This is a genomic window from Thermomonospora echinospora, from assembly GCF_900108175.1.
In the GTDB taxonomy this organism is placed as follows: domain Bacteria; phylum Actinomycetota; class Actinomycetes; order Streptosporangiales; family Streptosporangiaceae; genus Thermomonospora; species Thermomonospora echinospora.
Genome location: NZ_FNVO01000046.1, coordinates 1 through 19,793, shown reverse-complemented (window position 1 = coordinate 19,793; position 19,793 = coordinate 1). Strand labels below are relative to the sequence as shown.

The 19,793-nt window shown below is 70.8% G+C and carries 18 protein-coding genes and 3 tRNA genes; 13 read left to right on the top strand and 8 right to left on the bottom strand.

Annotated features, from left to right (window positions below; genetic code table 11):
- Window positions 1-274: 274 nt before the first annotated feature.
- Complete coding sequence (locus C4U03_RS39020; protein WP_146087702.1) at window positions 275-3,019, bottom strand: hypothetical protein; 2,745 nt, start codon at window positions 3,017-3,019, stop codon at window positions 275-277.
- A 1,103-nt stretch (window positions 3,020-4,122) separates the two neighbouring features.
- Between C4U03_RS39020 and C4U03_RS41560 the strand changes: the two genes are divergently transcribed.
- From C4U03_RS41560 to C4U03_RS38985, 7 genes are all read left to right on the top strand, one after another.
- Window positions 4,123-4,407, top strand: coding sequence for a hypothetical protein (locus C4U03_RS41560; protein WP_200827781.1), 285 nt, complete (start codon window positions 4,123-4,125; stop codon window positions 4,405-4,407).
- A gap of 447 nt (window positions 4,408-4,854) precedes the next feature.
- Window positions 4,855-6,294: a PQQ-dependent sugar dehydrogenase gene (locus C4U03_RS39010; protein ID WP_103944835.1), complete on the top strand. Its 1,440-nt coding sequence runs from the start codon at window positions 4,855-4,857 to the stop codon at window positions 6,292-6,294.
- Between the two features lie 10 nt (window positions 6,295-6,304).
- Entirely contained in the window at window positions 6,305-6,865 is a 561-nt protein-coding gene (locus C4U03_RS39005; protein ID WP_103944833.1) for a hypothetical protein, read from the top strand.
- A gap of 86 nt (window positions 6,866-6,951) precedes the next feature.
- Window positions 6,952-7,215, top strand: coding sequence for a hypothetical protein (locus C4U03_RS39000; protein ID WP_103944831.1), 264 nt, complete (start codon window positions 6,952-6,954; stop codon window positions 7,213-7,215).
- A gap of 5 nt (window positions 7,216-7,220) precedes the next feature.
- Window positions 7,221-7,580, top strand: a complete 360-nt coding sequence (locus tag C4U03_RS38995) for a hypothetical protein (RefSeq protein ID WP_103944830.1) — start codon at window positions 7,221-7,223, stop codon at window positions 7,578-7,580.
- A gap of 50 nt (window positions 7,581-7,630) precedes the next feature.
- Window positions 7,631-9,268, top strand: coding sequence for a serine/threonine-protein kinase (locus C4U03_RS38990; RefSeq protein WP_235018399.1), 1,638 nt, complete (start codon window positions 7,631-7,633; stop codon window positions 9,266-9,268).
- 281 nt (window positions 9,269-9,549) lie between these two features.
- Window positions 9,550-9,990 carry a pyridoxamine 5'-phosphate oxidase family protein gene (locus C4U03_RS38985; protein WP_103944845.1) on the top strand — a complete coding sequence of 147 codons (441 nt, stop codon included), beginning with the start codon at window positions 9,550-9,552 and terminating at the stop codon, window positions 9,988-9,990.
- A 192-nt stretch (window positions 9,991-10,182) separates the two neighbouring features.
- On the opposite strand, the gene C4U03_RS38980 is transcribed toward C4U03_RS38985, so the two are convergent.
- A complete protein-coding gene (locus tag C4U03_RS38980; protein WP_235018398.1) occupies window positions 10,183-11,562 on the bottom strand; it encodes an alpha/beta hydrolase domain-containing protein in 1,380 nt (459 codons plus the stop codon).
- Window positions 11,563-11,713: 151 nt separating this feature from the next.
- Window positions 11,714-12,220: a PGPGW domain-containing protein gene (locus C4U03_RS38975; protein WP_235018397.1), complete on the bottom strand. Its 507-nt coding sequence runs from the start codon at window positions 12,218-12,220 to the stop codon at window positions 11,714-11,716.
- Window positions 12,221-12,751: 531 nt separating this feature from the next.
- On the opposite strand from C4U03_RS38975, the gene C4U03_RS38970 reads away from it, so the two are divergent.
- Window positions 12,752-13,171, top strand: a complete 420-nt coding sequence (locus C4U03_RS38970; protein WP_103944826.1) for an SsgA family sporulation/cell division regulator — start codon at window positions 12,752-12,754, stop codon at window positions 13,169-13,171.
- 76 nt (window positions 13,172-13,247) lie between these two features.
- On the opposite strand, the gene sthA is transcribed toward C4U03_RS38970, so the two are convergent.
- Together sthA and C4U03_RS38960 are read right to left on the bottom strand one after the other, a co-directional pair.
- A complete protein-coding gene (gene sthA, locus C4U03_RS38965) occupies window positions 13,248-14,651 on the bottom strand; it encodes a Si-specific NAD(P)(+) transhydrogenase (RefSeq protein ID WP_103944825.1) in 1,404 nt (467 codons plus the stop codon).
- Window positions 14,652-14,690: 39 nt separating this feature from the next.
- Window positions 14,691-15,476: a TetR/AcrR family transcriptional regulator gene (locus C4U03_RS38960; protein ID WP_235018396.1), complete on the bottom strand. Its 786-nt coding sequence runs from the start codon at window positions 15,474-15,476 to the stop codon at window positions 14,691-14,693.
- Between the two features lie 147 nt (window positions 15,477-15,623).
- Between C4U03_RS38960 and C4U03_RS38955 the strand changes: the two genes are divergently transcribed.
- On the top strand, window positions 15,624-16,364 hold the full coding sequence (locus C4U03_RS38955; protein ID WP_103944823.1) for an SDR family oxidoreductase: 741 nt from the start codon (window positions 15,624-15,626) through the stop codon (window positions 16,362-16,364).
- Window positions 16,365-16,393: 29 nt separating this feature from the next.
- Window positions 16,394-16,714, top strand: coding sequence for a DMT family transporter (locus tag C4U03_RS38950; protein WP_103944838.1), 321 nt, complete (start codon window positions 16,394-16,396; stop codon window positions 16,712-16,714).
- 22 nt (window positions 16,715-16,736) lie between these two features.
- Here C4U03_RS38950 and C4U03_RS38945 read toward each other — a convergent pair whose 3' ends face one another.
- Genes C4U03_RS38945 through C4U03_RS38935 form a run of 3 tightly spaced genes read right to left on the bottom strand, consistent with a single transcriptional unit; the run spans window position 16,737 to window position 19,276 of the window.
- The gene (locus tag C4U03_RS38945) at window positions 16,737-17,561 is read right to left on the bottom strand and encodes an aminotransferase class IV (RefSeq protein WP_103944822.1); all 825 of its coding nucleotides are present in this window, start codon (window positions 17,559-17,561) and stop codon (window positions 16,737-16,739) included.
- Window positions 17,524-18,537 carry a chorismate-binding protein gene (locus tag C4U03_RS38940; protein WP_103944821.1) on the bottom strand — a complete coding sequence of 338 codons (1,014 nt, stop codon included), beginning with the start codon at window positions 18,535-18,537 and terminating at the stop codon, window positions 17,524-17,526. Before C4U03_RS38940 ends, C4U03_RS38945 begins: the two co-directional genes overlap by 38 nt.
- A 43-nt stretch (window positions 18,538-18,580) precedes the next feature.
- Entirely contained in the window at window positions 18,581-19,276 is a 696-nt protein-coding gene (locus C4U03_RS38935) for an ArsR/SmtB family transcription factor (protein WP_160147256.1), read from the bottom strand.
- Window positions 19,277-19,441: 165 nt separating this feature from the next.
- Here C4U03_RS38935 and C4U03_RS38930 point away from each other — a divergent pair.
- The 3 genes from C4U03_RS38930 to C4U03_RS38920 all read left to right on the top strand — a co-directional run bounded on the left by C4U03_RS38930 (window position 19,442) and on the right by C4U03_RS38920 (window position 19,699).
- A tRNA-Gly gene (locus tag C4U03_RS38930) sits at window positions 19,442-19,514 on the top strand.
- A 30-nt stretch (window positions 19,515-19,544) separates the two neighbouring features.
- A tRNA-Cys gene (locus tag C4U03_RS38925) sits at window positions 19,545-19,615 on the top strand.
- A gap of 12 nt (window positions 19,616-19,627) precedes the next feature.
- A tRNA-Val gene (locus C4U03_RS38920) sits at window positions 19,628-19,699 on the top strand.
- Window positions 19,700-19,793: the final 94 nt, after the last annotated feature.

The window sequence follows — 19,793 nt, the reverse complement described above, 5'->3', positions numbered from 1 at the left end:
CTCGGCCACACCTCACCGATCGACTACGAGAAAACCACAGGTAGCCTGACCGCTGCCGCCTGAAACCCGTGTCCACATTCCGGGGGGAAGGCCCATCTTTAGGACAGTCCCGTTCCGATCAGGGAACCGGCCTTTTGGTTTTCGTACAGCTGCGAAGTGCGGTGGATCGGCCAGGGTTCGATCATGTGGCAGTCGGTGGGGTGGGCCGGGCCTGAAGATCATGCGCCCACCGCCTGTTGGGCGGTGGGCGCACGGTGTGGCCGGGTGGTGAGGATCAGGTGAGCTTGCCGCCCTTGCGGGGGCGATGTTGGCCGCCGGGGATGATCTCCCGGCGGGTGGTGTCGGCCTGGTCTTGAATAGTGGCCAGGATGTGCGCGGGGAGGTGCTGGGCACGGAAGTGGCCGACCATGCGGTCAAGGGTGGCGCCGGCGGCGGTGTGGTTGCCGGCCTTGGCGTGGACGGTGGCCAGGCGGCGCATGGCGGCGTTGAGGGTGATGCTGTTGAGCCCGTTGGGGCCGGTGGAGGCGTCGACGGCGGCGGTCAGCTGGGTGATGGCGTCCTTGGTGTCGGGTTGCCGGATGTGGATCTGGCCGTCGCGGATGTGCTGGTAGTGGCGGCCGGCGTTGGCGCCCTGGGCGAGGTGGGAGTAGACGGCCAGGGGGTGGTCGGGGAAGCGGTCCGACAGTTCGGCCAGGGCGGCGTTGCCCGAGTGCAAGGTGGGTGAGTCCGAGCCCAGCAGGGCCATCAGGGTGCCGGCCTGGTCGCCCATGAGCAGTTCACCGGCGTCCTGGTCCTCGCCGGTGCGCGGCAGCCGGACCCGGATGGTCAGGTCGGGCGAGACCACGCGGGAACCGTCGGGCGCGATGTAGAGGGCGCGGACAGTGTAGAGGCCAGGGTCGGTGAAGTACTGGCCGTCGGCGCCCGATCCCAGGTAGGCCGACTCGTACAGGGCGGGCTGGTCGGCAGTCAGCGTGGTCAGGGAGTCGTCGCTGTGCCCGTTGCACTGGCGGGCCAGCGGCCGGAACAGCCGGGTGGTGCCGGAGGGGGCGGTGATGGCGATGTTGAGGTATTCGCTCTTGGGCGACAGGTCGCGGTGCACGGCGACATCACGGCCGTTGCGGGCGAGTTTGATCTCGACGGTGACCGGCTCGCCATAGGCGAACGGCCGAGCCGACAGAGTGAGGGCCAGACCGGAATCGTCGACGATCGGAGTCTCCATCGCCGCCAGCGTGGCGTCTTGCGCGTTGTAGGCGGCGCTGCCCTGCGCGGCCCAGTTGGCCCCGCCGGGGATGATGTCGTTGCGGAAAGCGTGCCGCAGGTGGGCGAGCTCGTCGGCGGTGAAGGTGAACGGGAACCGGCCCCAGAAGGCGTCCCAGCCGCTGCCGTTCTCGCCCCTGTACAGGTTCCAGTAGTTCATCCATGACAGGTCGCCATAGCCGTCGTTGGGGCCGAGCCGGGCCCCGGCCAGGTGCTTCTCCCACGAGTGCAGCAGGTTGAAGCAGTGGCCGAGCTCATGCACGTAGAGGCCCAGTTGGAAGTAGCCTGCCTGGTCGCGGATCTGGTCGTAGAAGACGGCCATACCCTGCCGCTGCCTGCCCTGAGAGACATCGAACATGACGCCCGTGCTTCCGTTGACGTGCAGGCTGGCCACGAACGCCCATAGCTTCCACTGCTCGGTCTCGGCGTGGCCGGAGAAGTTGTTGAGCATCGCGGTGTGCAGCTCGGAGTCCGACCACTTCAGGTCGGCGCCGGAGTCGGCGGTACCGACCTCGTTGACCACGCCCGCGGCGCGCAACTCGATGCCCGCCTCGGCGAAGGCGGAGGCGATGGTCAGCTGCCGGTCGACGTACTCGGGCGGGCCCGCCGCATCGGCGGTGTTGTAGGAGGCCAGCGCGGCCCGGCCGGCCATCGCGTCGATCTCCAGGTCGACGGTACGCAGGTGCGCCGATTCGTAGGGCAGAACGTAGGGGACGACGTTGCCGTCGTCGAAGCTCAACTCCAGCCGCAGAGTGGGGGTGGGGGAGTTCTCTGCCACCCGCGGAATGGTGATCTTGACGGTGCAGCCCGTCCACTGCGGTTTCCACTGCGCCCTGCCGGCGGCGGTCACCTCGGTGGCCGAGGCGGCGATGGCCGGTGCGCTGACGCGGAGGGAGTACATGTGGCTCCGCGTCGCGCCGTTGAGTTGCTCGATGTCTCCGCTGAACTGCCGCGTCGCGCCGAGGCCGTCCAGATCGACGCGCACGGTGACCGGGTGGGGCGCGACCGAGGTGGACCAGCGGCCCACGATCGGCTTGTACTGCGTGGTGTAGGGCGCGGGCAGCGTGGCCAACTCGGACATCAGTGTGGTGAGCGGGCCGGTCTTCTCCGGGCCGGTGTTCCAGTTGAACACGCACCCGTTGCCGCCCTTGATCAGCAGGCTGCGCTTGGCGCCCGACACGCTCGGCAGTGGCAGGACGTGATCGTAGTCCCGCAGCCACTCGGCCGGTAGCCTCGCCCAGCCCGCGGTGGGCTGCGCGCCGTCGTAGATCCGGCACTCCCGGGTGCAGCCCCGGGCCCAGTCGATGGTGGCGACCCGGTCGTTCTTGAACACGTAGGTCGTCCACGACGGCGACTCGGCCGTGGAGTCCATCAGCAGCGCGTCCACGCCCTCGCGGTAGCCGGCGGGCAGCATCGTGTCCCAGGCCGGGGAGCCTTCGGCAAGCTTGAGCTGGGTGACCGGCACCTCGCTGCGTACCTTGGTGTCCCAGTGGTACCAGCACACCCGGTCGCCCTTGAGCAGCAGCATCTGCCAGGACCCGCCGGTCATCGGCAGCATCAGCGCGCCCTCGCAGGCGCTCTTGTACGGCTCGGGAATACCGTTCAGCTTCCCGCTGTGAATGGTCGCGGCACCGATCGGCCCGTTGTGCTCCAGGCCCGCCGCGCTGGTCTGCGCCATCTGATCGCCACGCAGGAACATCGCCTTCCACGCTCCGGTCGGCAGCACCAGCGCCGAGTTGTACCCGGTGTTCTTGATCCGCATGAAACCCACGATGATCGATCCCCTTGCTGGGTCCCCGGTTTCCGCCGAACCGGACCCATGCACTGTCCCCCCGCCCACCCGAGAGGGCAACCCGAGCCCGATACCGCCACAACAACAGAATGAAAAACACAAGCCCCAAAGCCACTCCCCTGCCCGGGCAGGCGCGGTCAGCCACCCCACCACCGAAACGATCCGGCCGCCACGACGGTACATTTCACCCGAAGCGATGCCGACAAGCCGACGCAATGCGAAACCGGGCCGTTTTCCACCCGTCCCGGTCCACCCATCCGAAATGATCGCCCAGTCACCAAGCGTGGTGATTTCGGTGTTTCACCCCAACCCTGGGCGAGACTGCGGGGGCGCCTGTCGCCTGGAGTGGCCCATGGGACCAGCCACCAGACACAGCTACCACGTGACCGACACCGGCCAATGACACAGCCGGGCCGCTAACCAGGCAGGGCGCGCCCGACACCGCGCCCGGCGGCGGGCGATCGCACCGTTCTCACCAGAGCCGCGAAACTGTGGACCTTCCACACGATTTTCAACCCGTTGAACCCGTGGGTGGCGGGTCCCACGCAGGCCGCACGCAGACCGTGGACTTCCTTACCTGGCCTCTCGCAGTTCGGCCCCTCCTGGCCCACGGGAGCTCGGAGGGTGGTCACCACCCGATCCCGGCGGCGGCGTTTCAACCACTCGTCCACGACCAGACGCTTGGCGTATGGACACCCCGGCCAACGGGGCAGAATCGGGGCCCCACCACCGGTGAAACGCGCAGCGAGACCCTCCGCCTCCTGGCGCCCCGCTCCTCTTGATCGAGTCCACCCGCTGGACCCCGTGTGCAGGGGCCTACGGAGATCGACACCGGAAGCCTAGCCGGAGCGAAGAGCAGCCATATATTGAGCGCAGCGAAACGGGGACGAATAACCCTGAACCTCTGGAAATAAGGTTTCTCCGGGAGAATTAGTGCTGGGGTGATTTCCTGCGTGCTTCAAGACGGGGACCCTCGCGGGTACGGGCGGTACGCGCTGACGGAGACGGAGCACGGGCAGGTTCTGGGCGTGTGCGCCGAGGTGGAGGGGCTCTTCCGGGAACCTCAGCGAGGGATGTACGAAATGGTCGGCTGGCTTCCGGAAGAGCTCCCAGAAGGGGTGCGGCGTTGGGTCGGCGATCGCGTGTGGTTGGTGCCGGTGGACGAGGCGCTCGGTCCCTGGCTGCTGGAGGACGCGGTGGTCCGGCGTCGACAGGTCCGCCTCACCTACTCCGGACGGGAGCGCGTCGTCGCGATCGCCACCTCTACCCACAGGAACGACGACTACTCAGCGCTGCTTTTCACTTGGTCGCATGGACCCGAGTTGAGGGCCTACCTGGCGGCTAATCGCATCTTGTGAGCGGGTGTCGGCTTAGAGCCTGACTTGGCGAGGGCACCAGATGCCTCTCCCCAGACCGGACCAGCGGGCGTCCGCTCATCTACGTCCTCGGCCGCCGCCGTGAGCGGTAGATGCCGGGGGATGAGCCTGGTTTGCGGAGGGCCCGTGCAAGATCAGAGGTCACTGGGTCGAACCTGGTATCGCCCACCCGGTTTCAGCGGGTCGCAGAAGGTCTCGGAGATCACTCCGGGATCTTCTTCGATCTTGTGGGGTGGCCGGGAGCCGGGGTAGGCGCGCGGGTTCGGTGACCGCTCGTTCGGTCGTCTTCACCGTGCGGTTCGGCTTGGGTGCCATGCCACGTGTACCGGGCGGCCGGTGCCGTCGGTGAGCCATGGCGTGCCCGATGAGCTGTTCAAATCCATTTCCAGGCGGTTTCCGTCATGTGCCGCGCCGGGTACGCCACGGCCCATGTCGGTACGCACAGCCCAGATCGCCGCCCGAGCCGTCGAACGGCTCCCGACCCTGGTCCGGCCGAAGGTCGACCCGGGTGACGTGGTCGTCCCCGACGGGTACGCCGTCGAGGCCTGTGTGTTGGGGCTGTCCTTCCCGACGGGCATGGGGTTCGCCGACGACGGGAGCCTGTTCGTCCTCGAGGGCGGCAGCACCTGGCCTACACGCCCGTACCTGCCCGCGCGCATCCTGCGGTTCCATCCCGAGAAGGGGAGGATCGAGCAGTTCGCCACGGAGGTCCTCGGCGGCCCGCGTGGTGTGGCCTACCGGGACGGTGCGATCTACGTGAGCGTCAAGGGCGGCTATTTCACCCACATCGACCGGTACGACCTGGTCACCCGGGAGCGTGAGACCGTCGTGGACGGGCTGCCCAACGGCGGCTGGCACGAGCCGGGCGGTCCCGTCTTCGGGCCGGACGGGCTGATGTACTTCGCGCAGGGGTCGGTCTCGCAGAACGGTGTCGCACTGCCCCAGGGGTTCACGGTCGACCTGGCCAAGCATCCCAGGGCGCACGACGTTCCGGGGCAGGACGTCACCCTCACCGGCAACGACGTCTGGAGCCGCGACCCGATCGCGCCGTTCCCGTTCCTCACCCGGACCGGCGCGTTCAAGCCCTTCGGGGAGCCCTCACAGCCCGGCGAGGTGGTGCGGGGGCAGCTGAAGTGCAGTTCGGGACTGTGGCGGTCGCGGCCGGACGGCTCGGGGCTGGAACTGCTGGCCTGGGGGTTGCGCAACCCGTACGGCATGGTGTTCGGCGAGGACGGCGAGCTGTACGTCTCCGACAACGACTACGAGGAGAAGGGCGAACGCGCGATCGCCATGGACCCGGACCGGCTCTGGCGGATCGGCAACGTCCACCGGCCGCATGGTTCGGTCGAGACACCAGAGTGGTACGGCTTCCCCGACTTCGCGGGCGACGGCCTGCCGGTGTGGCACGACAAGCACCGTCCCACCAAGGGGCAGGCGGCCGAGCCCCTCATCGAGAACCCTCCGCCCATGGCGGGCCCGGCGGTGTACCTGGCGCCACCGCACTCCTGCATGACGAAGATGGACTTCTGCCGCTCGGACGAGTTCGGGCACCGTGGTCTGCTGTTCCAGTGCCAGTGGGGGACTCTCGCCCCGCTCAACTCGCCGCGTCCCGAGGACCTCACCCACGGGTTCAACGTCACGTGCGTGGACGTCAAGAGCAGTGAGGCCTTCCCCTTCATGCACAATCCCCAGCCGGGCCCGGCGTCCCGCCATCCGGGACGAGGTGGGATCGAGCGGCCGGTCGACTGCAAGTTCTCCCCCGACGGGCAGAGCCTGTATGTGCTCGACTTCGGGGTGGTCAAGGTGACCGAGGGATACCTCCTGTCCTACGGCCATACGGGCGTCCTGTGGCGGGTCACGCGACGATGAGGAGATCACGATGAGCACTGCCGGCACGTCCGGGCCCGTCCTCGTCGAGCTGGACGAGGAGCTCTGGTCGGACTGGCGCGACCGGATCGCCGCCTGGCTCGGCAACGTGACGATGACCCAGTCGACGTTCCGCCGGATGGCCGGCGACACCGCCGAGAAGATCAGCGAGCCGCACATCAAGCGGTATCTCACCGAGATCGCCGAGGAGGCGGGACGGCACGAGCAGAAGATCGACGACCTGTACCGGATCATCGGCCGGCAGGCGTCCGGCGGCCGGCGGCTCGGGGCCGCCGCGATGTCGCGCGTCCAGCAGGTCATGGGGCAGCTCGTCGGAAAGGCCGGCGGGGCCCCACGGGCGGAGTGGAACCTGCTTCGCCAACTGCTGCCGGTGAACCTCGACTCGATCGGTGCGTTCTCCACAGCGCAGCAGCTGGGCCTGGCCCTGGGTCTGCACGAGTTCGCCGAGAGCATCTTCCCGATCGTGCGGCGCAAGGAGGAACACCAGCTGCTGATCATGGAGTTCATGCTGGAGATGGGGCCGCAGGCGATCCTGTACAGGGGCGGCGTCTGATGTCGCCACCACGATCAAACGGCCGGATCGCCGACATCTGAGGCGTGCGCACGCCGTTCACCGCCGGGGAGCGCTGACCGACCCGCGTGGACCGGTTCCTTCCGGGCCTATCCGAGGAGGAGGTCGACCGGTGGGTGCCGTCGGCCTGCGTGCTGTGGATGCGCATGCTCGACCGGCTGCACGGGCCGCACCGGCCGCGACTGGTCGTGATCGACCCGCGGGTCACGCCCGTCGCACGGGAGGCCGACGTCCACCTGGCGGCCCGGCCCGGCGCCAACGTCAACCAGCCTCGGCACCCCACCGGCCACCGGAGCTGGCTCGATCGGCAGCACCACTGCGCTGGATACTGAACCCCATGCGCCAGGCATTCGCCCACGAGGCGGTCGTCGCCATGGACCCCGGCCAGGACATCCGGGCACCAGGCGCGGCCATCACGGTCGCGTTGTGCGGACACTGGGAGCACCAGCCGCCCTGCCCGCTGGCCCCACACCACACCGACGCACGGCGTTCCGGCACCCGGGTGCGGCTACGGGTGCTGTTCGCCAGCGCACCCGCAGCCGAAGCCAGCGTCCGCACCCGCATCGAACAAGCCCTGTCGGAGTCCAGTCTCACCGGCCCAGACGGAGTGACCACACACTGGCGACTGCTGAACACCCAGCCCAGCGCCGTCCGCACCGGCGAAGCCGAACACGCCGAACAACTTATCCAGGGCTGAGGACCCCGTGATGGCTTGGAGTGCCGGAGCGGACAGCGAAGGGATCAGGGGTGGCCGAGTGGCGGATCTCCGGTTTTCGTGAGGTGCGGGAACTGGGGCAGGGCGGCCAGGGACGAGTGGTCCTGGCCCTTCACGAACAGTCCGGCGCCCCGGTGGCGATCAAATACCTGCCCGCCCAGGCCGACCACGAGGCCAAGGCCCGCTTCCAACGCGAGGCCCGCCTGCTGGGACAGGTCACCAGCCCGCACGTGGCCCGCCTCTACCGCCTCGTCGAAGGCGAACACGGCACCGCCATCGTCATGGAAGCCATCAACGGCACATCCCTGAAGACCGTGCTGGCCGAGCACGGGGCGCTAGAACCCGAAGCCGCACTGACCGTCCTCAAAGGATCACTGCTCGGACTGGCCGCCGCACACGCGGTCGGCGTCGTCCACCGCGACTACAAACCCGCCAACGTCATCGTCCCGGCCGACGGGCGCAGCAAGCTCATCGACTTCGGTATCGCCACCCCTGCCGGCACCACCTCAGCGGCTGGAACCCCCCACTACATGGCCCCCGAACAATGGCAGCGACAACCCGCCGGCCCAGCCACCGACGTCTACGCCGCCACCTGCGTGTTCTACGAATGCATCACCGGCCACCGCCCCTACGACGCAAACGACCGGATGGCGCTGATGGCCATGCACGGCACCGCCCCGATCCCGGCCGAAGACGTGCCGGAGGCGCTGCGCCCGCTGGTCACCCGCGGTATGGCCAAGGACGCCGACCAACGGCCGGGGGGTGCCGCCGAATTCGTCGGTGAGCTGGAGCACAGGGCACGGGCCGCCTACGGTCCGGACTGGGAGGCACACGGCGTCCGTGCTCTGGCGACCGCCGCGGTCGCCCTCGCCGCGGTGTTTCCGCTCACCGCCGCTGGCATCGGCACCGCCGTCGCCGGCGGGGGCGGGGCCACCGCGGCCGGTGCCGGCACCGCCGCGGGCGCGGGAATCCTGTCGGCCACAGGCGGCAAGGTGGCCCTGGCCGTGATCGGCACCGCCGCCGCCGTGGCCACCGGGACGGTCACCATGAACGCGCTCCCCGAAGGGGCGCCGCAGCGACCCGTGGTCGCGGCCACGTCGACCACGCCCGCGCCCGATCTGAAGACGATTAATTTCGGCGCCTTCTCCCTGGCCGTCCCCAAATCATGGAAGGCCGAGCGTTCAACGGAAAGGAGGCCCTCGGGAGGCGGGCCGGTGAGCTACTCCTACACCGTCCAGGTGCCGGGCGAATGCACCGGCGAGCCGCGGCCCAACGACCCCTTCCTGCGGAAGGAATACTTCTGCCCACGCTTCGAGGTGCTCGGCCCCGCCTACATCAGGCCGGACGACTTCGGCATCACCCGGGAGCGCTACCGGCTCCAGTACCCGTTCCATCCGAGCACCGACATCGGCCACGTCTGCCCGCCCGCATCGGACAGGTACTTTTCCGCGGGCGAAGAACGGTTGCTCAAAAGGGAACTGGTGGCCTTCGGCACGCGCCGGGCCGAATACCGGGAATGGCAGATGCGCTGTCGTGAGGACGGCCCCGAGCTGACCGGGCCGCGTTTCGTCCAGCGGGTCTGGTTCCTCCCCCGGTCGGAGATCATCGTCGTGGACGAATGGAGCACCCCCGGTCTGGCGGGGATCCTGGCCAAGGCACTTTGGCTCTGAGATCTCGGCGAGCGCCACGACGGGCAACGCAGCGTCCGAGCCGAACGGCCTCCGAGCGGCGAGGCGACAGGCCGGGGCCGGGTCGTCATGTCACAGGCCGTCCGTGGGGTCGGTGGTCATGACCGGGCGGGAACGGAGCCATGAGCGGCCCAGTGCCGAGTGGCCGTGGTGCGGAGCCGGGTGGGCGGATGCGCGGGGCGGTGTTGCGGATTGTGGTGCAGCGGGCAGGAACACGGGTGTTTGATCGTCATGTTGGAATGCGTTGCTTGTTGAGGGGGGCCATGAATCACGCGGCCGGGTCCGGTGAGGTCGACGACCGGAAGCTGGAGGAGTTGGACCGTCAGGAGTGCCTGGAGCTGATCTCCCCGGGCGGGGTGGGGCGGGTGGCCTTCGATGACGGGGAGGGGCCGGCCCTCATGCCCGTGAACTATGTGGTGGACGGCGAGTCGGTGGTGTTCCAGACCAGTGTGCACGGGCGGTTGAGCCGGAGTCTGGCGTCCCTGCCGGCCGGGGCGGAGACGCGGATCGCCTTCGGGGTGGACTGGATCGACGATGCCGCCCAGAAGGGATGGAGCGTGATGCTCCGGGGAGGGGCCCACCGCATGTCCGAGGAGGAGAATGCGGCGGCTCCACGGGTGGAGTCGTGGGCGGGCGGAGAACGGGAGGCCCATTTCCGGCTGACCCCCACCAGCATCAGCGGCCGTCGCGTGCACCGGGGTTGAGCGACCGCCCCTTGTGATCCGATCGCCCGACGCGCCGGGAGCCTCCGGGGCGTGCTGCGGCCTTGGCCACGTACGAGCCAATAACACCGCGCGGCTCCAGGGGCTGTACGGCGTTGATCGCCACGGACGCCGGTTGCGGATCGGGAGGCGTTCTCCTCGATCCGCAGCCGGCGGAGTCCAGGTGGTGGAGGGTCAGTCCTTGCCGACGTCCGAGGCCGCGGCTTCACGGAGGTTGCTGTGGGCATCGCCGGGCAGCAGGTAGCCGGCGCGGACGTTGTGCCTGTCCGCCTTGACGACCGCGGAGACGTACCGGCCGTGCGAGGGGTAAAGGGCGTCCAGTTGCGGCCTGTCGAACGGGATGTGCGTGCCGAACAGGAAGCAGAACGACTCGCCGGAGTTGTCGCCGGTGTTGAGCGCGGTGGGCGCCTCGACCTGGGACAGCCGGATGCCGCCCCGGGCCAGGCCCAGGTCGTCACGCGCCTTGGTGCCGTCCGGGCCGAATTCCAGCGGCGGGGCGGACGGCGGCCGGACCCCCTGGCGGGCCCAGCGGGTGAGGTGGTCGTAGGCGGCGGCGATCACGTGGTGCAGCGGGACGCGGCTGAACGGCGGCCGGGCGCAGTCGTAGGACGGTGCGGCACCGAGATCGCGTTCCAGGATGCTCTGCCGGTACCGCTGGCCGTGCCAGCCGGAGTGCGCGGTGCCCGCCACCTCCCAGCGGCGGAACCGGTCCCCGTCCGGGCGGCGGACCGGGGTACGCACGTCGGTCTCCGACAGCACCTGGAACACCGGCTCGGCGCCCTCCCTGGAAGGCGCGTTGCCGACGATGTTGGCGAACCCGTCGAAGACGCTCTCGGTCCTGGGCAGGACGGCGTCGTAGTAGACCGTCATCCGCCCCGCCGACTGGGAGGCGCCGACGGCCAGGACCGTGCGCGCCTTCAGTCCGCCCAGCGGGGCGACGCGGCCCGGCCTCCGCAGCGCCTTGGCCACCTGGGCGAACACGTCGTAGGACAGTTCGTCGGCGGTGAACCGGCCGGCGCCGGTGACATCGAGGTTCCCGTACCGGGCGGGGCTCCAGCGGCGCAGGTGGTCCACGCCGACGCGCTGAGCGGAGATCCCGACCCAGGCGTAGCCGGCGCGCATGATCTGCTCGTGGCTCCACAGCGCGTCGAGGTCGTATCCGGCGGTGACGTTCTGCCATTCGGCCAGGACCGTGCCGTTGAACCGGGCCGGGTGGGCCGGCCGCCGCACGATGATGCGGGTCCGGTACGGGACGTCGGAGCCGACGAGGTCACCGGCGGTGCTGTAGCCGTCGGCGGCGCCGGAGACGTAGAACTCCTGTTCCACGTATCCGGCGGACGCCAGATCGACGTCGGTGGACATCCACGGGTAGGTGTCGCGGACGTCCGGGGAGGACGGGTCTCCCGGTACCGTGCCCGGGACGGGTCCTTCCACCGTGGGAACCGGGACCGGTTCCGGCGCCTGCCGGGCGGCGGCGGCCGGTCCCCCTGCGGTGAGCGCACCGGCGATCATCGCCGTCAGCAGGATCCGGGACGTCCGGGAGGGCATGGTCATCGCGTGCGGCTCCTTCCGCCGGGCCTGGGCCGGGCCGGTGACGGCCCCGTGGCGCCAGGACAGGATCCCCGGACGGGCGGGGCGCGGGCATCGGCATAATCACCAGTCTGTGGTGATGGCCGCCCCGCTCACGCGAACGGTCGGTACGGGCTCAGTGGGTCCAGGGGGTGTAGTCGGCGATGTTCCAGGGGAGCGTGAACTCGTAGACCACCAGGTAGGCGATGACGAGGGCGCCGACCAGGATCCCGCCGAGCACGCCCAGGATGGCGTTGCGCCGCCTGGCCTTGGGATCCATGGCCTTCTCCTTGGCCTTCTCGGCGGCCGCGCGGGCCCGGTGCAGCGCCCGCTGCGCCCAGGCGAACTCGGTGGCCAGGATGGCCAGGCCGACGATGATGCCCAGGATGCCGGGGCCGGGGGCGATCATCATCACCAGGCCGCCGATCAGCACGGTGACGCCGACGGTGAAGACCCCGATCCGCCAGGTGGTGTTGAGCAGCTTGTTGCGGCGGATGTACTCGCGGAACCGCTGGAACCTGCCTGTGACCGCCTCGGCCGCGTCCTCCACGGCGTCGCCGACCTCTTCGGCCGCATCCTCGACGGCCTCGGCGACGTCGTCCATCAACTCGGCCGCGCTCCGGCGCCTGTCGTCACGGTTCATCGCCACGTTCGAACCCCATGCGCTCTCCCCCGGCTCATGCGGCCAGGACCGGCCCTGTCCCACCTGGAATCCCCCCAGATTACTCATCCGACCAGCAGATCATCTCCGCCGGGCGCGTCCGGAGGATCGGTTCCGGACGGCACAGATCTTGGACGCCCAGCAGGGGCCCGCGGTTCGGACGCCCCGGGTCGATCGGAGCGAACGGGGCGTTGCGGGTATTGGCCACATTGGGCCGCCGGGTGGATCCGGGCAACCGCGCGGGCCCGCCGAACGTTGCTCCCTACAGGGGCCCGACGCCTCGCCGCGCGGGCTCCCCGGTTGTCCCAATCGAGCCAACTGATCATGTTTGCCCAGGTCAGACCATATTTTCAGGAGAGTGAGATGGATCACACACCGGGGTGACGATGGAATGTTCCCACAACTTCCGGCAGTTACGCGTCATAGATCGCGGGGACATCCGTGGAAACGGAGCCGAGCAGCTCCACCGGATCGCCCCGCGTGTCCGCGGGACCGACGTCTGAAGGATTGGCCATGGACAGCAGTACCACCATCTCGGCCGAGCTTGGCCTCCGGCTCGTCGTCCCCGACCGCACGACCGTTCCGCTGCTCGCCGAAGTCGAGTACGCCGCCGACGACCCCTACGCCATCCGGATGTCCTTCTATGTCGGCAACGACGAACCAGTGGAGTGGATCTTCGCTCGGGAACTGCTGACGGTCGGCATCGTGCGCCGCGTCGGCGACGGCGACGTCCAGGTCTGGCCGGCCGAACCGGACAGCGACCACATCGTGCACATCTCGCTGTCCTCCCCGTTCGGCGACGCCCTGTTCGAGGTGCCGCTGCCGCCGCTGGCCGACTTCCTGCACCGCACCTACCGGGCCGTCCCGGCCGGGCGGGAGCCGGAGTTCATCGACATGGAGGCCGAACTGGAGAACCTGCTCTGGCCGTCCTGACCGCCCGCCGCGCCCCGGCGGCGCGCCGCCCGCACGGCCCGGGCGGCGGCCGGGGCGGGTCCGCCCACGTGCCGCCTCACTCGCCCAGCAGCGCGATCTGCCGCATCTTGTTCATCGCGTCCAGCGCCGCCACCTTGTACGACTCCGCCAGCGTCGGATAGTTGAACACCGCGTCGACCAGGTAGTCCACCGTCCCCCCGCAGCCCATCACGGTCTGCCCGATGTGCACCAGTTCGGTGGCCCCGGTGCCGAAGACGTGCACCCCCAGCAGCGAGCGGTCCTGCGGGGACACCAGCAGCTTGAGCATCCCGTACGAGTCGCCGATGATCTGCCCGCGCGCCAGCTCCCGGTAGCGCGACACGCCCACCTCGAACGGGATCTTGTCGGCCGTCAGCTCGTCCTCGGTCCGCCCCACGAAGCTGATCTCGGGAATGGTGTAGATCCCGATCGGCTGCAGCGCGTGCATCCCGCTCACCGGCTCCCCGCAGGCGTCGTGCGCGGCCAGCCGGCCCTGCTCCATCGAGGTGGCCGCCAGCGACGGGAAGCCGATCACGTCGCCGACCGCGTAAATGTGCGGGACGGCGGTGCGGTAGCGCTCGTCCACCGCGATCCGGCCCCGGCCGTCGGCGCTCAGCCCGGCGGCCTCCAGCCCGAGATCGCCGGTCATACCGTGCCGGCCGGCCGAGTACATCACGGTCTCGGCCGGGATCCGCTTGCCGCTCTCCAGGACGGTGATCGCGCCGCGCGGGCGCTTCTCCACCGCCTTGACGGTCTCGCCGAACCGGAAGGTGACCGCCAGGTCGCGCAGGTGGTACTTGAGCGCCTCCACGATCTCCAGGTCGCAGAACTCCAGCATCCGCTCGCGCCGCTCCACCACCGTGACCTTGGTGCCCAGCGCGGCGAACATGGAGGCGTACTCGATCCCGATCACCCCGGCGCCGACCACCACCATGGTGGACGGGACGCGGTCCATCCGCAGGATCCCGTCGGAGTCGATGATGGTCTCCTCGTCGAACTCCACGGTCTCGGGCCGGGCGGGCCGGGTGCCGGTGGCGATGACGATCCGGTCGGCGGTGACCCGGCGTTCGTGATCGCCGCCGTCGGTGACCCCGACGGTGTGCGGATCCAGGAAACGCCCGGTGCCGGTCAGCACGGTGACCCGGTTGCGGGCCAGCTGGCTGCGGATCACGTCCACCTCGCGGCCGATCACATGCTGGGTGCGCATGCCCAGGTCGGTGACGGTGATGTCCTCCTTGACGCGGTAGCTCTGGCCGTACAGTTCCCGCTGGTTCAGGCCGGTCAGGTACAGCACGGCCTCGCGGAGGGTCTTGGACGGGATGGTGCCGGTGTTGATGCAGACGCCGCCGATCATGTTCCGTCGGTCGACGACCGCGACCCGGCGGCCCAGCTTGGCCGCGGCGATCGCCGCGCGCTGCCCGCCGGGCCCGGATCCGAGCACGAGGATGTCGAAGTCATGCACCCCCCAAGTCTGACGATGCGGGGGCGATCCCAGAAGGGTTCAGCCGGAACGGGCCAAACCGGCGATCAGGTCGTCCAGGCCCGACCTGATGCGCTCGACCGACATGCCGCGCCCGCGCCGCTGGTGCACGAACAGGTTGGCGGCGAACGGGGCCAGCAGCGCGTCGGCGAGGTAGGCCGCGTCGGCGTCCGGGCGCAGCAGCCGGATCAGCATCACCAGATGCCGGTGGTAGAGGTCGTAGGAGCCCTCGAACCGCGCGTCCGCCGAGTCCATCTCCGCCATCAGCAGCAGGTCCGACTGCGCCTCGGTGCGTTCGGCCAGCGCGTGCAGGAAGGCGCGCAACCGGCGCGCGGGCTCCTCCCCCGGCCCCAGCGGCGGCGGGCCCTGCAGGAAGGCGGCCTGGAAGTCGCGTTCCCGGTCGTCGATCATCGCGTAGACCAGGCCCGCCCGGTCCCCGAAACGCCGGTAGACGGTCCCGACGCCGACCCCGGCGGCATGGGCGACCTCGTCCATGGACAGCCCGGCCACTCCGCGCGCCCGCAGGATCTCGGCGGCGGCGGCGAGGATCCTGCGCCGGTTGCGGGCCGCGTCGGCCCGCTCGGCCGGCGGCCGCCCGACCACGGGCAGTTCCCGCCTGCGGCGCGTCCGCTCCCCGCCCGGCCGCCCCGGCGGATACTCGCGGCCCGCCCGTCTCGGGTCGGTCCGGCCCGGGTCCGTCCGTCCCTGATCCGGGCGCTCCCCGACCGGCTGCGCCGGCTGCTCCGGGACCGGCCGCTCCCCGGCCGGCGGTCCGGCCGACGTGCCGGGTGCTGGGTGTGAGGTCACGGCGCCCGCGTTCCTCCAGTCCCTGGTCTCGCCCTATCTCCCGAAGCCTACCGGAGGGCTCTCCGGATAACCGTTGCGAACCGGAGGCCTCTCCGCTTACCGTGACCAAGCGGAGAATTCTCCGCTCGAAGCGAAGGGAACAGCCTCATGACGGAGTTGGCAGGAAAGGTCGCGCTGGTCACCGGGGGCAGCCGGGGGATCGGCGCGGCGATCGCCGAACGACTGGCCCGCGACGGCGCCGACGTGGCGGTGACGTACACCTCGTCAGCCGACCGGGCGGCCGAGGTCGTCCGCCGGATCGAGGCGGCGGGGCGGCGCGGGCTGGCCCTGGCCGCCGACTCGGCGGACCCGGTGGCGCTGATCGGCGCGGTGGAGCGCGTTGTAGCCGGGCTGGGCGGGCTGGACATCCTGGTCAACAACGCCGGGATCGCGCCGTACGGACCGTTCGAGCAGGTCGCCGTCGAGGAGGTGGACCGTGCGCTGGCCGTCCACGCGCGCGCCGCGTTCGTCGCCGCCCAGGCGGCGGCGCCGCACCTGGAGGGCGGCGGCCGGATCATCGGCATCGGCAGCAACCTGGCCGAGCGGCTGCCGTATCCGGGCTGGACGCTGTACGCGATGAGCAAGTCGGCGCTGATCGGGCTGACCAAGGGCCTGGCCCGCGAACTCGGGCCGCGCGGCGTCACGGTCAACCTGGTGCAGCCGGGCTCGACGGACACCGAGATGAACCCCGCCGACTCCCCCGACGCCGACCACGAGCGCGCCCTGACCGCGCTCGGGCGGTACGCGCGGGCCGAGGAGATCGCGGCGACCGTCGCCCACCTGGCCGGCCCCGCCGGGGCCTACATCACCGGGACCGCGATCACCGTCGACGGCGGGTTCGCCGCGTGAGCGGCGGCACCGGCACGAGGGGCACCAAGATGACGTGGATCATCCTGTTTTGCGCGGCCCTGCTGGAGTGCGTGTGGGCGGTCGCCTTCAAGCAGTCCGACGGGTTCACCAGGCCGTGGCCGGCGATCGTGGGCGTGGTCACGGCCGTGGCCAGCGTCGTGCTGCTGGCGATCGCGCTGCGCGCGCTGCCGGTGGGCACCGCCTACGCGGTATGGACGGGGCTGGGCGCCGTGGGCGTGGCCGTCGTGGGGATCGCCCGCTTCGGGGAGAGCGCGTCGCCGGCGCGGCTGGGCTTCCTGACGCTGATCCTCGTCGGGGTGGCCGGGCTGCGGTTCCTGGAATCCGGCTGAGCCCCGCGGCCCGCGCCGCCGGTCAGGGATCAACGCGCTCGGCGGCTCGGGCGGCGAAGACCTCCATGGCCTTGGCGGTGACCGGGCCGGGGGCGGCCGGTAGGGCGGCGCCGTCGACGGCCCGGATCGGCTGGATGTCACGGGTGGTGGAGGTCAGGAACGCCTCCGTCGAGCCGGCGAACTCCGCCAGCGGCAGGTCCTCCTCCTCGCCTCCGCACCACTCCAGGACCAGGTCGCGGGTCACCCCGGCCAGGCAGCCCGACGACAGCGGCGGGGTGACCAGCCGGCCGTCGCGGACCACGAAGACGTTGGAGCCGGTGCCCTCGCACAGGTTCCCCGCCAGGTTGCCGAAGATGGCCTCGCCGCCGCCGTTGCGCTTGGCGTGCGCGAGCGCGATCACGTTGTCGGCGTAGGAGGTGGTCTTGAGGCCGGCCAGCGCGCCGTGCTCGTTGCGCCGCCACGGCACCACGCAGACGTCGGCCAGCGGGGGGAACGGCCGCTGCTCGCCCACGATGACGGTCGCGGTCGGCCCCTCGGCCCCGCGGTCGGAGCCCAGCGGCCCCGGGCCGCTGGTGTAGGTGATGCGGATCCGGGCCAGCGGCCAGTCCGGCGCCGTGGCCAGCACCTCCAGCGTGCCGCGCCGCAGCGCCTCGGCGTCCGGCTCGGGCAGCCCCAGCCCGGCCGCCGACCGGGCCAGCCGCCGCAGGTGACGGGTCAGCGCGAACGGCTCGCCGCGCACCGCCTTGACGGTCTCGAAGACCCCGTCACCCACCAGCATCCCGTGGTCGTAGACCGACACGCGGGCGTCCTCAGGGTCGCGCAGCGCCCCGTTGACCCAGATCTTCACCTGCCGCCACCTCCAACAGCCGAGCCGCCTTCAGCTCGGTCTCGCGCCACTCACGGACGGGGTCCGACCCCCACGTTATGCCCGCCCCGGTGCCGAACTTCAGCAGGCCCTCCTCCGCCCAGAAGGTCCGGATGCCGACCGCCAGGGCCCCCCGCCGGGTCCGCCCGTCCACCCAGCCGACGGCACCACAGTACGGGCCGCGGGGCACGGGTTCGAGCAGGTCGAGCAGGGTCAGCGCGCTGGCCTTCGGCGCGCCGGTGACCGAGCCCGGTGGGAAGGTCGCCGCGACCAGCTCCGGCCAGCCGATCCCCGGGCGCAGCCGCGCCCGCACGGTCGACACCAGGTGCACCAGCCCCGGATGCTCCTCCAGCGCGCACAGCGCCGGCACCCGGACCGACCCGGTCTCGGCCACCCGCCCCAGGTCGTTGCGGACCAGGTCGACGATCATCACGTTCTCGGCGTGGTCCTTGGGCAGCAGGTCGGCGGCGGTGCGCCCGGTCCCCTTGATCGGCCGCGACTCCACCACGTCCCCGTCCCGCGACAGGTACAGCTCCGGCGAGGCGCAGGCGACCTGCAGCCCGGGAACCCGCAGCGTCATCGCGTACGGCGCCGGATTCCCCCTGGCCAGCAGGGCGCCCAGGCCCGCCAGGTCGGCGCCGTCGGGCAGCGGCGCCGACAGCACGCGGCATAGGTTGGCTTGGTAGACGATCCCGTCGGCGATGGCGTCCCGGATACGGCGCACCCCCGCGACATAGGCCGCCTCATCCAGTGAGCTGCGCCACTCCCCCGGCGGCCGCCAGGGCGCCCGGGGCGGCGGCGCGGGCCGCACGTCGGTGAACCGGGCGCAGGTGACCTTGCCCTCGTACGTCACCACCACCGCCCACCAGCCGCCGGAGTCCAGCGCGGCCAGGTCACTGGTCACCTCGGCGAGCCCGGTGGCCAGCATCCCCCCGGCATGGGCGAACGCCTCCCTCATGCCCCAAGTGTCCCGCCGTGCGGAATCTGTCCGCCACCCGCGATCAAGTCTCCGGCGGCAGGCACCCGAACGTGTCCAGCAGCCCCCGCCGCCCCGACGGAGTGATCTTCATCGCACGCCGCTCGCGTCCGCGTTCCAGCCAGCCCAGCTCGACCAGCCGGGCGGTCAGGGCCGCGCCCAGCGCGCCGCCGAGATGCGGACGGCGCTCGGTCCAGTCCAGGCACGCCACGGCGAACCGCCGCCCACCCTCGGGAACCTCCACGCACAGGCCGACGAGCACCTCCCGCCCCTTGGGGGTCAGCCGATGCTCCCGGTCGTCCTCGGGCTCGATCAGGCCCCGGTCGGCCAGCGCCTCGAACAGCGCGACCCCCAGCCGGCCGGCCAGATGGTCGTAACACGTGCGGGCGTCCCGCAGCGCCCGCGCCTGCCGCGACTGGCGCAGGCTCCGCACCTCGACCGGCGGGCCGAGCCGCCCGAGCGCCTCGATCACCTGCGCCACCTCGGGACCCGCCAGCCGGTAGTAGCGGTGCCGCCCCTGCCGCACGGCCGTCACCAGCCCGCCCTCCAGCAGCCTGGCCAGATGCCCGCTGGCGGTCTGCGCGGTCACACCGGCGGTGCGCGCCAGCTCACCGGCCGGCAGCGCCCGCCCGTCCAGCAGGGCGGTCAGCATCGCGGCCCGGCCCCGGTCGGCCAGCAGCGCGGCGAGCGGGGCAATGTCGCGTTCAGGGACTGCGGTCATGCCCCGACAGTAGGCGCAGCACCCTTCGGCCTGCGCCGAAGCGTTCCCGGCGGCGGCCCGGCAGGGCCCTCGCGCAAATCCGGTTTGGGGAAGCGGCCGGGATTCGCTAATCTTTCCCTGCGTCGCCGAACGGAAGATCCCGACGGGGAGCTCCCCAGGCGACACGCGGACGTGGCTCAGTTGGTAGAGCATCACCTTGCCAAGGTGAGGGTCGCGGGTTCGAATCCCGTCGTCCGCTCTGAGGGGCCAAGCAGCGCGGCCTCACTTCGGTGGAGTGGCCGAGAGGCGAGGCAACGGCCTGCAAAGCCGTGTACACGGGTTCAAATCCCGTCTCCACCTCTGTGCAAGCCCGGGCGATTAGCTCAGTGGGAGAGCGCTTCCCTGACACGGAAGAGGTCACTGGTTCAATCCCAGTATCGCCCACGGGTCGGGCCATGGTGCTCGCCGCCCCTTCGGGGACGGCTTCGCCGTGGCCCGCAGTGTTTTTCCGGGGGGCGACCCCCCGGAGCCCCCCGGG

What these genes read in the sequence shown, in the direction of transcription:
- C4U03_RS39020 (WP_146087702.1), bottom strand. Translation starts at nt 3,019, where the DNA reads ATGCGGATCAAGAACACCGGGTACAACTCGGCGCTGGTGCTGCCGACC.
- C4U03_RS41560 (WP_200827781.1), top strand. Translation starts at nt 4,123, where the DNA reads ATGTACGAAATGGTCGGCTGGCTTCCGGAAGAGCTCCCAGAAGGGGTG.
- C4U03_RS39010 (WP_103944835.1), top strand. Translation starts at nt 4,855, where the DNA reads ATGTCGGTACGCACAGCCCAGATCGCCGCCCGAGCCGTCGAACGGCTC.
- C4U03_RS39005 (WP_103944833.1), top strand. Translation starts at nt 6,305, where the DNA reads ATGAGCACTGCCGGCACGTCCGGGCCCGTCCTCGTCGAGCTGGACGAG.
- C4U03_RS38995 (WP_103944830.1), top strand. Translation starts at nt 7,221, where the DNA reads ATGCGCCAGGCATTCGCCCACGAGGCGGTCGTCGCCATGGACCCCGGC.
- C4U03_RS38985 (WP_103944845.1), top strand. Translation starts at nt 9,550, where the DNA reads ATGAATCACGCGGCCGGGTCCGGTGAGGTCGACGACCGGAAGCTGGAG.
- C4U03_RS38980 (WP_235018398.1), bottom strand. Translation starts at nt 11,562, where the DNA reads ATGACCATGCCCTCCCGGACGTCCCGGATCCTGCTGACGGCGATGATC.
- C4U03_RS38975 (WP_235018397.1), bottom strand. Translation starts at nt 12,220, where the DNA reads ATGAACCGTGACGACAGGCGCCGGAGCGCGGCCGAGTTGATGGACGAC.
- C4U03_RS38970 (WP_103944826.1), top strand. Translation starts at nt 12,752, where the DNA reads ATGGACAGCAGTACCACCATCTCGGCCGAGCTTGGCCTCCGGCTCGTC.
- C4U03_RS38955 (WP_103944823.1), top strand. Translation starts at nt 15,624, where the DNA reads ATGACGGAGTTGGCAGGAAAGGTCGCGCTGGTCACCGGGGGCAGCCGG.
- C4U03_RS38950 (WP_103944838.1), top strand. Translation starts at nt 16,394, where the DNA reads ATGACGTGGATCATCCTGTTTTGCGCGGCCCTGCTGGAGTGCGTGTGG.
- C4U03_RS38940 (WP_103944821.1), bottom strand. Translation starts at nt 18,537, where the DNA reads ATGAGGGAGGCGTTCGCCCATGCCGGGGGGATGCTGGCCACCGGGCTC.
- C4U03_RS38935 (WP_160147256.1), bottom strand. Translation starts at nt 19,276, where the DNA reads ATGACCGCAGTCCCTGAACGCGACATTGCCCCGCTCGCCGCGCTGCTG.